Here is a 13,282-nt window from a genome sequence, read left to right as displayed (position 1 = left end):
CTGCGTTGACCTTTAACAAAGTCCTAGTATTTAGTAGGTAAGTCGGGAGAGAACCTTTGCTGTTCTCCTCGGCTTTTTCATTTTGACAGGCTGCTCGTCATGCCTGTCAAATTTGAAACTAGCATTGAAAGATTTTGATATCAAGGGGGCAAAATCGCTTATACGCCGGAGTCACAGGTGCTTTATACGCCGGAGTCACAGGTAAAACTATACGCCGGAGTCACAGGTAAACAGGACATCTATACGCCGGAGTCACAGGTAAAACTATACGCCGGAGTCACAGGTCAATGTTTGGATAGTTTGCAGTGTCAGGCTTTCAAAAAATTGAATCAAAAAACTATACGCCGGAGTCACAGGTAAAACTATACGCCGGAGTCACAGGTAAACAGGACATCTATACGCCGGAGTCACAGGTAAAACTGTACGCCGGAGTCACAGGTAAAAGCGTAAAAATCATACGCCGGAGTCACAGGTCTTCATAAAGATTTGTTAAGTAAGAGTATTATTGATTTAGTTGATTTATGGATACGATTACAAAATTAATTACACATTTTTTATCCTGTTCCCTTGCCTCCACCCATAACTTTAATTTTGCAAACTTGGTAAAATTTGCTCAATAATTAGGTAATAGTTGTGAGTAATGAACATACTGGTTTTCCTGTGGATGGACAACTGCTGATGGTATTGCCTAGAGCAGGAGCATCAATTAGAAACCCTGATGTACAACAACCGATTCTCCGTGCCGATGCAGATGGTTATTATTTAGAGATGCGAGTTAATGCTGACCCTAAAGACGAGAGCGAAGTCGCATTAACTCGTCGTGTTCAATTAGAGGAACTTTCTGCTCAGGAGTGGGAGGATCTCAAAGCCCAGTATGCTAATTTAAATCTGAAAGTTTGTACAGAAGAGGGAATTAGTAGAGGGCTGGAGAAAATTCAAGATCGCCGAATTCAGCGTTTATTTAAGGCATTGCTGACCTTTTTAAATCCACGACAGGTTGCGATTGTGCTGTTTTTGTACAAGAAAGCAAAGGAGCAGGACAAGGGTTGTCTTGTTTGTTTTCGTTCCAATGAGCTGTTAGAAAGCTTGGGTTATACCCGTGCAAAGGATGGTAGTTTTACAGCTAGGTCGCGATCGCAGCTTAATCAAGACTTGGTTGCTTTGCATAGAACTGAGTTAGTGTTCGCCCAGTCTTTGAAAAAGGGCAACACAATGGGAGCGAAGGTCATTGTCAAAAGTATCCTCCGCATCCGAGATTACGAAATCGACAATGTGCCGCGAGACTTCGATTTGGCCAAGGCTGCCGATTATACTTATGAACTAGCAGATGCTTATACGGTGGCGTTGGAATTCTTTGAGGGATCAGAGCGGACGGGAGATTATATACTGTTCTCCAACAGCATAGACACCAAGCAAAAGCTGGGGAGTAATGCCAGGAATGATTACAAGATGAAACTGCTAGTTTATCTTGCAAGCCGGATGAAATGGGATAAGCTGATTGATGGACAATATTTAGTGATTTCTAAGCAATATCTGTTCAAAAATCTAGACCTGTTGGGCAGTAACCTCTCTAGGAACAACCAAATTTTGTGGCGGACTATAGAGGAACTCCAAACTTTTGGATATATTTTGGATGCTCAAGAGCTACCTGGAAAGCGAAAGATGACCAGTATACAGTTTCAAATCAATCCTGAGAAACTAGGCTGTAATTAAGCTGTAACTAAATGTTATGGAAATTTAATGAATCTTTTGCCTGTTGGCTATTGTCTTCTTCTTTACTAGCTTTGCTTATTTCTTCTTCCAGAATTTGAATTGCTCCACTAATCCGCAGTAAGGTATCTCGCAGATTTGCTTGTTTTGCTTCTAAATCTGCCATGACTTTTTGTCCTGATGCAAATTCGGCTTTGAGTTCAGCCAGACGCTTTTCCAGTTGTTCTTTCATTATTTAATTAAGTTCCTTTAACTTTCATATTCATGGAAATAAATGTACCAGAACCCGAATATTCGGGGGTAGCATCGGGAATTGGACTGGGTGCAGAAGGTTGTTGTGCGGGAACCATGACTTGAAATTTGGCTTTGAAGGATGCGCCTTTGAGCAGGACAGGCTTACCACCGGATTTGGTCTTTTTGGCTTTTTGGTTGCCAGCCAGGGATTCTATCGAGAGCATTCCCACTCCAGGGATACTATGTTGGGAGGTGATATAGGTACAACCAGGGACGATGACTTTTTTCTCATCACCATCAACGCAGACTAGTTTTTGGTTAATTTTATCCTTGCCTGTGCCAATTAAGTCTCCTGGACGCACAGTGACAATTGCTTGTCCAAAGGTGGGGTTAAACATGGCTTTATCGCCAGTGATGAGAATGAAGTCAGACATAAAGTGACATCAGGTTTATAAATAATATTTAACAGAAATTAGGCAATTTTAAATTCAGTTTGTAATTTTAGATTTGTGATTTTTCCAACTCAGAAATTAGGCTTTTTAAAGTTTCCTTAATATCACTAAATTCCATTTTTACGCTATTGATATAATTCTGCATATTTTGATATTTTATTTGTCTTGGATCATTATCGGGTTTATTGTCTTCAATCCACCCCATATAGTCCTTCGTTATTTTCATTTCGTAACTTTTATTGTATTCTTGTGCAACTTTTCGTTCAATTATATTATTGATAATCTCTAAAGCTTTTTTACATTGTTCAATAGTTTTAAAAAGATTATTATTCACTAATTCATTTATTTTACTTTTGCAATAATCACTGTTATCTAAATGTTGCTCAAGTGCAGATTCAATTGACAATATACCAAGACCAACTTGTTCTAACCAAGGCATTTCAAGGATTTCATTATTTTGTCCTATCTTGAAATTAGCAGGAATCAATTCATCGGTTTTAATAATTTCCATTGTTCCCGCAGAAAAATTTTCATACACCTCAGTATCCGAGAGATTTTTGCTCAGATTTGATGTGTTTATATGAATAACTTCTTTGTTTTTTTTGTTAATAACAATGTACATAATTCCTTATCAAAAAAATAAACTTAAGCAGGGACTTGAGGACAATCTAACTACCAAGATTTTTTGCTAACATGATTTTTTTGTAAATCAGTATCTACGGTAGTTTTTAGATCAAATGTTTCATTATTAGCGAGAACTTTCTTCGTTGTATCAAAATTCGCCACTGCTACTGGATGATTGGAACGCCAATAGTAAGTAGTTCCTCCTCCTTTTAACCAAACTATAAAGTTTGGACTATAGTAAACATTCGCATAACTAGCGATAAAATAGCCTGTTTTTGGATCTTGATGAATCTCAGCACTGGTAAAATCTGATCCATGTCCCCAACGACTGGAATGACAAGTAAATGTACTAATCAGGGAACCTCGCCATGCACTATCAGTATGAGTATTGGGTCGAGAAATTTCCAGAATCATCGTACCATTACCCCAAGCATTGTCTTGAAATACTACCGGATAATAGGTTGAAGCGTCTCCCGCAACTTTAAAACTTGATAGAGTCAAGTTAAGAACACCACTCATCACGCCTGTTACTGTGAGATTACCACTAACAGTTAAATCACCAGAAACTGTTCCAGAGGTAATTTTACTAGCTGATAAATTAGGGATGCGTTCAACAGCTAATTCTCCAGAGGTAATTTTACTAGCTGGTAAGTTAGGGATGCGTTCAACAACTAATTGTCCTGTTGTAATACTGGCTGCATCTATTTTTCCTGAAATTGTCCCACTTACAGTTAAATTACCAGAAAAAGAAGAATTCCCGGTTCCATTAACCGTTAAATCCCCATCCATCTTTAAACTACCTGTCAAAACTGCTAAGTTGGGATTTGCATTTCCCCCAGAACGAAAAGTTAAAGCTTTACTATTAGAATTGGGTAAAGATAAACCGGAATATTCTCGAACACTAGTATCAAGGGTAATCGTATCTCCGGAAATTGTCAGTTTTGCCAATTTCACACTATTTGCAGGACTTGTAGCTGCAAATCCAAGAATAGGATTTTCAATCCAACGAGTGTAGCTATCGGCTATATCTTCTTGCTGTTTAACTTGTTTTTCTTGGGAAAATTGGATATATAATTCACCGTTAGTAACGGTTTTGAAGTCAGAAAAGGTGATATCTGTTTTGACGATAATAAGTTCTCCATTACCATCAATAGCAGAACCAGATTTAATCAAAACAGATTTTTTACTTGTAATCACTTCAACTTCCAGCCCTTCAATAATTCCGGAGATATGAAGTTTTTGATTGTGATAGCGTTGGCGATCGCTAAAATATTGATGTTGAATTTCAAAGTCATCTTCTAGCAGATATTGTCCTGGAAAATAGTTAGGGTGTTCGTTAGCAAAGTTAGTAAAATCAGTAGTTTTAGCCATGTTTGCTCCTGAAAATTAACTCAATGATTGACTTGTTGTTCCAAGAATAGTATTGCCGTCAACAATTTCACCTTCCTGATTTTTACGGCAAATTTGTAAAATATTATAGGGAAGGACGGCTGCAAGATTAAAGCTTTGTTCTAGTAATTTATAAGTAGATAAGCGCTGATTAGTATTTAAATTTGCTTGCACAATTACCTTGCCAACAATATTAACATTATTGAGATTTTTGATGGTTACTGTTAACCTATCTATCGTTTGCAAAAACTGTTGATAGTAGAGGGTGCGCTTAATTCTAATTTTATTATCTTCTCTGATAGTTTCTGGTGTCAATAAATAATAATCAGAAAAATCATCTTTGAGGCGAACTGTAATTTTATTGATAAAATCTGCTGTGACTGTGCTAGGTTGGGTGATTTCAACAATAGCTTCCAGTTCTAATTTTTCAACAATTGCAATAATATTAGGTTGTAATTCTTGAATTTTGGGTGGGTCAAATACTTGAAAACTATAGGGTTTAGTCCATATAAATTCTGTCAGCTTCATTCCTGATAGTTGCGGTTGACTAGATTGTTGAAAAATTGTATTACCTTCAATAATTGCTCCCGTATTGTTGCGACGACAAATTTTGAGAACGGGTGATAGATTTATCGGTTGCTCTAGTAGTGTATTGTTATATTCAATTCCATTGATATAAAAATAAAGTTTGATTGATAAATTTCCAACAAAAGCTTTATCTGTACGGTTAGATAAAGTGATATTTAAACCTGTAAAATTATCCTGCAAATGCTGATAATTTAGATTTTGTTTAACAGAGAAAGATTGATTATTGATAATTATTTTAGGCGATTCTAAAGCAAGTAATTTTGAGTTCCCTTGGAGTTGGACAACTAACTGTTTAGCTAACTGATTAACCTGATTACTATTAATTTGATTGGGAGTAATCTTAACTTCTATAGCAAATTTTTGATTTTGGATTGGTTCAAATAATTTAAAAGCATAAGCAACGTGCGATCGCTTAGTTAGCTGCATCGTTGGCACAAGAATTTTCAGGGTATAATATGTCTGTGCGGGCTTTTCTTGATCAATAATTGCTTTAGCGATTTTAGCCTGTCGCCAATACTTATCAGGATTACGGTCTTTGAGAGTTAGTTGAACTTGAAAATAATTCGGAAAATTATCAAATTGATCGAAGACTTCGACCTTTTCTCCAAATCCTGAATTTTTTAAATAAATACCCAAAATTTCGGTTAATCCTTGTTTTGTTCCTCGCAAACGATACAACTTAACAATTTGTTGAATAAATGCTTTTTTGACCTCTAATTGCCAATCATCCCGTAAATTCAAAGCTACCCAGCCTGCTAACCAAGGTAAAAAATCCTCTGGAGTTTTTTGAGGATTGAAATAGGTATGAATATTATCAAGAATTTCTTCGATTCCGGGTGGATTTTGAGTCTTTGCTGTAATAATTTGCTCTTTGTTAGGAGTTTCATTCAGCCCAGCAAGCATCTTTTCAAATGCCAGCAAAAACTGACCAATAAAAATATCTTCTTGGAGAATTGCAGGTAAATATTGCTGATAGGTACTGACTAATTCAGAGTTCTTTTCGTTCATTGCCAACTTCTACTACTATTATAAATTTACTATCTTCGATGTTGATGTTTACTAATTGATTATCTGCTAAATAAATTTCTGATTTAGTGGTTTTATCTTTATCTTTAATTTGAAGATTTTCAACGTAATCAACACCTTCCAAATTATCTAATAATTTATATAATTCTGATAGATAAACACTCCTACCAAAAGGCCATCCTTGTCCCTGCCAATATTTTTCTGAGTGCAGAGGTTCAAAAAACATCTTAACTTCTGTTTTTGCCTGTTCTTTGACACTTTCTGCATAGGCACCATCTTCAAGTACTAATTCTGCTTCTACGGTGACAGATACATAATCAGGTTCTACAATATGAAGGCGAGTTGTTAAAAGTCGTCGTTGATCGAGAAAGTTAAATAAGGGTTGATATTTGTTTTCTTCGTCTTCGACTTGATTATTATTTTTGGGAACAACTACTAAACTAATATGTCCTTTGGCAAAAGTATCAGCATCCGACTGAGCTAAATTACGTTGCCCTAAACATCTAACTCGTGCAATTTTTAATCCATCAGACTCTTTTGATTGATTCCAATCGAAAAGTACCAGGTTCTCAAAATCTTCTGGAGTAATGGCTCGATAAATTTTTCGTAATTCTAATAAAGTATTCTGAATTGCCGATTGCAAATTTTTTTGCCGTTCTTCAGCAGAAAGATTAATCGGTAAATTCCATTGTTCTCCTTTAAGTAAACTCACAAAACTGGCATAATTATCATCAGGAATTTGATTAACCCGATAGAGGGTCATTTCTGTTAACCAAGCCAACAATTCAATTAGAATAATTCCCGTATCTGTCGGGTTATGATCTGTCCATTCCGGATATTCAACTGCTATTTGAGAAATTGCTTCTTCTACTAAGTTGGCATAGGTGTGATCATCAAGATTGGGTAAGGGTAAATTCATAAGTAGGTGGGTTAGATAAAGAATAGGCAATAGGCAATAGGCAATAGTTTTTAATTATTTAACTTTTTGAGCAGAGAAATAATCATTCTAGTTTCTTCTTGAAGTTGCTGAATAATCAATTCTATTTCTTTTACAGTGCATAGTCCGACTCTTGACGATAGAAAAAGATGAGTTTGTAATTCATTAATTGAGCCTTGACTGATGTTTAAAAATCTCGCATAATCACCAGATGATCTTCTTCCATAGCCTTCTGCAATATTGGCTGGGATAGAAGCGGATGCTCTTCTTATTTGTTGAGTCATTCCAAAAAGTTCATCTCTAGGAAATTTTTTAGTTAAAAAATAACATTTTTCTGCAATTTCCATACCTTTTTGCCAAATGATTAAGTCTTTAAAATCCTGAATATCTGACATTTTTAACTCTCTATACTCACTAAACTATTGCCTATTGCCTATTGCCTTCCATTTTGACAGTGTGATTACCTGAATAAATTAAAGTATCGGCTCTTAGAGATGATAAGTTTACTTCTGATAAAGTTAGTACTTCCAGAGAATCCACATGATCTACTCCCGCGATAGATTGAATAATGGCGTAAAAATCAGATTTTTGGGGATAACGACCAAATTGCCATCCCTCTCCTCTTCCTCCAGTCAAGGGATGCAGAAATGCTTCTAAGCTTTGTTTGACGGCGTTTCTAACTAAATCTGCGTTTTCGAGGGAGACAGGAGTTATGGTTGCAGTCACGGTGACTTCTTGCCATTTTGGGGCTGTAACTGTTAAATCTACCGTTGCTTGAGAACGGGAACGGATATAGGTTTCGACTTGCTCTAGTAAAGCTAAACTAGGGGTTGGTTGACGATCGCTACTATGGGGCAAAATAATTACTTGAACTTGACCAGCACGGCGGTTAATTTCCCGCATCATCTTTTCAAAATTAGCTCTTTCGCTATCGTTGGTAATAGCCCGCAATTTCTGACTCAGACTATCTTCAAAGGACACATCTGCTTTGGTTGGATCGAGCCAAAAATGTTCGTTTAATGGACTAAAGTTAGTCGTCATCAAATCTGGGGGAACGACTTTGACTCTGGCGACATCTGTGGAAGCTTCATAAGCTAAATCTGCGATATCCTCAAGGGTGACAGCGCGATCGCGATGACGTAGTTGCTTTGGTACTCGTTGTTTGAGACGATTTATAGTTTCCTGTTGGGCGCCACCTGCTGCTGCTTCCAGGTTAATGACTCGATCAATGTAGGGAACAGTAGTTTTCAGTTCGCTAATGCTTTGTGAGGTGACGTTTCCCTGTTTACCTCCTCCAGTCCGATAAAAAGATAGTCGGATATTATTCTGTCCTCTGGGGGGAATCATCCCGGCTTGTCCGTTGCCAAAGCGAATTTCCCCGGTTTGGCGATCCAAAGTATAATGGCGATCGCTCGCACCAGAACCGTAAAAATCTGCTACTTCTTGCCAAAGTACCCACACTGCTTCGATTTCTTCTAAATCATCTCGAATTATTTTGACTCGATCAGATTCTAATTGAGAAGGAATTTGTCCTTCTTGAACTTCCAATTGCTGTCCCATCAAAATCGGAGTATTACTAGCAATAAAAACCTGATTTGGATCGTGGTTACTTGAACCTAAAACTTCTTCCTGGAGACTAATTGCTTGAACTGCCCAAATGGTATTAGTTAATAAGCGACGTAGACGAGGTTTTATCCGAAAATTACCTCCTTGCCAACGCACTCGTAACCAATATAATTGTTTCCCAAAGGTTTCTTCTTTGCTGAAGTCTGCGGGCGCAATAAATTGAATTAAACCTCGTTGGGAAAATGCCTGAGTTTCGTCTTGTACCCCTAATGCTTGCCAACCTAGAGGACTAGAATATTCCCAAACTAATTCGGGTTGTTGGGGGCGAATAACTAGGTTTCCCTGACTATAATTTTGTTGCAGAGGTTGATTGATAGTAATTTGGCGATCGCTAATATTACTAATAGTATATTTATCGTATTGTTTCGGGTTACGTGGGTTTTTAATTTCCAGGCGATCGCCATTTTGCCAACCAGTGATATCGGCAAGTTTTAATGTTGTTTGTCCAGAGTTTGCAGTTTCTGTGAGGAAGGTTTCTGCTGTAATATCAGTTGATAATTCATCTGGTAATGGTGGCTCAAGCTGTGCATAAAGTGTAACAGTTTTATTATCAAAAGAATTATCAAATCCTAAATATAGGGTTGGCTCTCGATCTATGGAAGGAGTAAAGGGTCGAAAATAGCGATTAATAGTAGTATTTGTACTGTATTTTTGGTTAATTTTCGATGTCAGTATAACTTGGTTGGTGGCGGAATTTATCGCTTCTATTTGATAAGTTTCGGAATTAATTGTGATAAACTCACCAACCGCTAAACCTTTCACTTCAGTTAAATTCAGTAATTGATCTCCAATCTCAGCCCTTTGTTTTAATTGTGTGGTAAAGCTGTCTGCATGAGAATATTTAAAATCATTCTCAGCACAATACTTGGCGTTTTCTGTAATAGTAAAATCGTAGGTTAATTTTAATGATTTAATCCGAGGTGGGTCATAGGTTGGGGGAATTGTTTCAGTGATAATTAGCTTACGCATAATCCGAGTTCCAACAGCTAAATCCGTATTCAAAATTGCGTTTTCTAGCTTCAGTTTATTATCCTTTTCAATGATTTCTTTAATTTTATTTTCTTCTGGAAAACCACCAGTCAGAGGCAGAATACGAATTGTATCACCAACTTTAAATAAATCCAAAGTATCAACTTTAATTTCTTTAACTTCGCCTTTTCTTTGTTTGATTTCCTCTTTCAGAACTGCCAAGTCATCATAAATAGGATATTTGCGATCACCTGCTGCTTTTCCGTAACGACCTTGAGCAATCCGAGCGCGAATCCAGTAACGAGTCTCTCCATTCACAATGCTAGGAGAAGGTAGGTTTTCTTGATTAGGAAATTGTAACTTTGCTTGGATAGAATCTGATTCAGTAAACTTAATCGCTGAGGAATTTTCTATCCATCTCAGTTCCGAAGTTTTATTTGTAATTTCTTGCCAGGTTTGACCGTTATAAATCTCCCAACTAATTGTTAAATTATTTACATTTACAGGTTTATAGCTTAAGTTTATATTAATAGTGACAATTGTATTTGGCTTAATAAATTTATCATTTAAAGCAATATAAAATGTATCATTAAGTTCTGGTTGTTCACCAAAGGGATAAAAATCTTTGCTGAGGTCTAAAGGACTATTGTTAAATAAACAAACTTCTGGAATTAAATTAGATTGCGTAATATTGATACTACCTTGAATATTCGTAATATGAGGTAAATTAGGAGATATATTAGTTAACTTTACTTGCAACCATCTTGCGGCTTTTCCCTCAATCTCAGAAACAACCGGAATCGGTAAATTGGTAAAAGTAATAGTACATTGATTATTTGCGTAACTTTGGGTAGGAATTGGACTAGCTTGCCATTTCAAACCATCCCAATAAGACCAATTTAGGACTAAACTTTGAAATTGACTGGTACTATTGGTAGTAATAATCAGTCTTAGTGTTTTTAACTCTGGTAAACTGAAAATTTCGGGACAAGTTATATAAAGAGAATGTGGAATCGGGCGATCGCCAACAAAAGCGAAAAATTCTGTATCTTCTTGTCCCGTCGCTGCGAAAGTGCGATCGCTATACTGGTTTTGACTTGGTTCGCGCACAAGTACTGCTTGTAATTGCGTCGTTGTCACCACCAGTTCTCGAGTCGTTTCAAAGACGATTTCTGCGTCTGAACCTTCAGCAGGTGGTGCAGAAACTTGAGTATGAGCAGGAACTAACCCATCTACGGGACTTCCTTCTGCTAGATAAAAGGTTAAGGGAACCTTAGCTGGTTGAGGTGGTTTGAGTTCTCCCCCAATTAAATCCAGGAAAGCCAGGAAATTTTTATCCGGAACTTGGTTAAGGCGATCGCTTACTAATTTTACCATCCGACCAAAGATCCGAATTAATGCTTCTCCTGCATCTGTTTTACCTTCAGGTGCAGGTTTCCAGTCGGTAAATTGTTGGACTAAAGTCTCGGTTTGCTCAACAATCTCCTCATAGGTGCGTTGATCAATTTTAGGAGGTAAAGAAGTCATACGAAATCACTGCAAATAAAAAGGATAAACCAAATTAAAAATATTATTTGTTGTCCGAATTTGATAATTTATTTGAATTAAAATTACATTCGGTTGTTGCGGATCGGGAATCGTATCGACATCTAAAACATCAATCCGAGGTTCCCATTCAACTAAAGCATCTCGCACATCACTAACAATTTGTCCTATCGTTCCCAAGCTATTAGGAAAAAACACCTTTTCATGAATACTACAGCCAAAATCAGGACGCATTACCCGCTCTCCTTTAGCCGTACTCAGAATCATCAAAATCGACTGACGCACACTATCTTCATATCGTGCTACCTCAATTTGACCATTTTCATTAAGTTTGATTGGCAAAGTCCAGCCTACACCTAAAAAATCAATCTCCATTACATCACCTCCAAGGAACCATCATTGACTTTGACTCCGGCTGAACATTTAATTCCTAAACCTGATTGGGCTTCCAACTCATATTTAGCTTTAGCTTTAATCGTACAATTTGAACCTGCTTCTAATTGGTAATTTTGTTGAGTTTTTATTGATAAATTTTTACATTCAATTGAAACATCATCATCACTACTTTTTAAGATAATTTTACCTTTAGTCTCAATAGTTAAATCCTTCTCAACTTTTATATTCATTTTATTTTCTTTAGAGTTAATAATAATTTGATTTTTGCCAGTTTTATCTTGAATAATAATTTGTTCTTCTCCATCAGTATCATCTAAAATAATCTGATGACCACTACGAGATTTAATCACTCGTTGATTATTTTTACCATCATCATTTTTGAGCGGTGGTTTATCTTTTCCGTTCCACAAAGCCCCCAAAACATAAGGAAAATTAATATCACCGTGTTCAAAAGTAACTAACACTTCATCATCAACTTCAGGCAAAAAGTAAATTCCTCGGTTATTTCCTGCCATAGGAGTTAAAATTCTAGCCCAATAACTTTCCTCTTCTGAAGAAAGCCAAGGAAATCTTACCTTAATTCTTCCTAATCCATCTGGATCTTTATTATTAGTAACTATTCCAACAGTGACACCATAAACATGGTGATTTTTGTCATTATTGATTAACAAATCTAGTCCGTTCATGTGGCGTTTCTCCTGACAGTAAATGAAGTTTGATAACCTTGATCCCGTGAATAGGAATGTTCTGCACTTATGATATAATAAAGACCACTAAATTTTTTACCGACTCCAGCAATTTCAATCACTTTACCAGCGCGTACATTGAGATCCCCTTGGCAAGTTGCCTCACCAGTAATGTAAGCGATCGCTCGTTCTTGAAACTGTCCTAATGCTATTTGATCAGCTTCTGCTTTAGTTGATACAGGTTGATTTACAAGAGTATAACTAGATTCACCAAAAGCTTTTTTGACTGCTTTAGCACCAGAAGTTGATCCTTGCATTGTTCCACCTTCTTTCCCTACCGCAGCCTTACCTATTACCTCTTTCTTGTCTTTAGGAATCCAACCTCTTACCTCTACCTGTTGCACCTGACTCAAAGTACTTAAACGGGGTAAAAATTCTTGTAAATCTTTTCCATAGGTTAAGGTCAAAACTTTAGATTTAGCATTTTCATGGGGACGAAAATGAAGAGTTTTACTATCCACCACAACTTCATAGCCAATGCGTCCTGCTCGCTCTTGTAAAAACTCCCAATCTGTTTGATTATGTTGCAAAATATATTCTAATTTCACTTTACTATCGGTAACTTTTGCTGTCAGTCCCCTCGTTCTAGCAATTTGACTAGCAATCTCACTATCTTTCATTTTCACAAAAGATTTTGTGTGGCGACCTCGCAATAAACGGTGGCGTAAATCATGGCCTCGCACCACTAATATTGGTATCATATTTTGGCTATATTCTGGTTCTAATCCCGTAATTTCTCCCACGATGATAGTTTTAAGTTCTTGTTCATATCCCATCTGAATTTCTACTTCATTCCCAACATCAAATACTTTGTTATCTACCCATGTCATTTCTTGTTTTACTAAATCCCAAGTCACTAATTGCAGAGTAAACATACTTGGAGCTTCCAAATCCTCTGATACTAAAACCGATACCAAATCAGCTTGTATCTCTGGAGCAAGGGGTTTGCCTTGAATCAAAATTTTGAGATTAGGATTTAATAAGGAAGCATCTTTCGGCATGATTTAGAAAGCTCCAAAAAATAAATTATCCAATTCATA

12 protein-coding genes are annotated in these 13,282 nt (G+C 36.7%); 1 reads left to right on the top strand and 11 read right to left on the bottom strand.

The genetic code is table 11. The features are described 5' to 3' along the window. Positions 1 to 633: 633 nt before the first annotated feature. Positions 634 to 1,713 carry a hypothetical protein gene (locus tag ACE1AT_RS24590; RefSeq protein WP_374873168.1) on the top strand — a complete coding sequence of 360 codons (1,080 nt, stop codon included), beginning with the start codon at positions 634 to 636 and terminating at the stop codon, positions 1,711 to 1,713. A 7-nt stretch (positions 1,714 to 1,720) separates the two neighbouring features. Here ACE1AT_RS24590 and ACE1AT_RS24585 read toward each other — a convergent pair whose 3' ends face one another. The 11 genes from ACE1AT_RS24585 to ACE1AT_RS24535 form a co-directional block, all read right to left on the bottom strand. Continuing rightward, the gene (locus ACE1AT_RS24585; protein ID WP_374873166.1) at positions 1,721 to 1,942 is read right to left on the bottom strand and encodes a hypothetical protein; all 222 of its coding nucleotides are present in this window, start codon (positions 1,940 to 1,942) and stop codon (positions 1,721 to 1,723) included. Between the two features lie 7 nt (positions 1,943 to 1,949). Further along, entirely contained in the window at positions 1,950 to 2,378 is a 429-nt protein-coding gene (locus ACE1AT_RS24580) for a hypothetical protein (protein WP_374873164.1), read from the bottom strand. Between the two features lie 67 nt (positions 2,379 to 2,445). After that, the gene (locus tag ACE1AT_RS24575; protein WP_374873162.1) at positions 2,446 to 3,018 is read right to left on the bottom strand and encodes a hypothetical protein; all 573 of its coding nucleotides are present in this window, start codon (positions 3,016 to 3,018) and stop codon (positions 2,446 to 2,448) included. 50 nt (positions 3,019 to 3,068) lie between these two features. Then, positions 3,069 to 4,391 carry a polymer-forming cytoskeletal protein gene (locus ACE1AT_RS24570; RefSeq protein WP_374873160.1) on the bottom strand — a complete coding sequence of 441 codons (1,323 nt, stop codon included), beginning with the start codon at positions 4,389 to 4,391 and terminating at the stop codon, positions 3,069 to 3,071. Between the two features lie 15 nt (positions 4,392 to 4,406). Continuing rightward, positions 4,407 to 6,005: a phage tail protein gene (locus ACE1AT_RS24565; RefSeq protein WP_374873158.1), complete on the bottom strand. Its 1,599-nt coding sequence runs from the start codon at positions 6,003 to 6,005 to the stop codon at positions 4,407 to 4,409. Then, on the bottom strand, positions 5,986 to 6,942 hold the full coding sequence (locus ACE1AT_RS24560; RefSeq protein ID WP_374873156.1) for a baseplate protein J: 957 nt from the start codon (positions 6,940 to 6,942) through the stop codon (positions 5,986 to 5,988). Before ACE1AT_RS24560 ends, ACE1AT_RS24565 begins: the two co-directional genes overlap by 20 nt. Positions 6,943 to 6,992: 50 nt before the next feature. Further along, entirely contained in the window at positions 6,993 to 7,355 is a 363-nt protein-coding gene (locus tag ACE1AT_RS24555) for a four helix bundle protein (protein WP_374873154.1), read from the bottom strand. Positions 7,356 to 7,386: 31 nt separating this feature from the next. Then, positions 7,387 to 11,082 carry a baseplate J/gp47 family protein gene (locus tag ACE1AT_RS24550; protein WP_374873152.1) on the bottom strand — a complete coding sequence of 1,232 codons (3,696 nt, stop codon included), beginning with the start codon at positions 11,080 to 11,082 and terminating at the stop codon, positions 7,387 to 7,389. 6 nt (positions 11,083 to 11,088) lie between these two features. Then, positions 11,089 to 11,475, bottom strand: a complete 387-nt coding sequence (locus ACE1AT_RS24545) for a GPW/gp25 family protein (protein WP_374873150.1) — start codon at positions 11,473 to 11,475, stop codon at positions 11,089 to 11,091. Then, complete coding sequence (locus ACE1AT_RS24540) at positions 11,475 to 12,182, bottom strand: phage baseplate assembly protein V (RefSeq protein ID WP_374873148.1); 708 nt, start codon at positions 12,180 to 12,182, stop codon at positions 11,475 to 11,477. Before ACE1AT_RS24540 ends, ACE1AT_RS24545 begins: the two co-directional genes overlap by 1 nt. Further along, on the bottom strand, positions 12,179 to 13,243 hold the full coding sequence (locus ACE1AT_RS24535; RefSeq protein WP_374873146.1) for a phage late control D family protein: 1,065 nt from the start codon (positions 13,241 to 13,243) through the stop codon (positions 12,179 to 12,181). The genes ACE1AT_RS24540 and ACE1AT_RS24535 overlap by 4 nt, the downstream gene beginning before the upstream one ends. Positions 13,244 to 13,282 lie beyond the last annotated feature (39 nt).

It is taken from the genome of Pelatocladus sp. BLCC-F211, assembly GCF_041928655.1.
Classification (GTDB): Bacteria; Cyanobacteriota; Cyanobacteriia; order Cyanobacteriales; family Nostocaceae; genus Pelatocladus.
The sequence above is the reverse complement of the archived record's forward strand: the minus strand, read 5'-3'. Positions and strand labels throughout refer to the sequence as shown.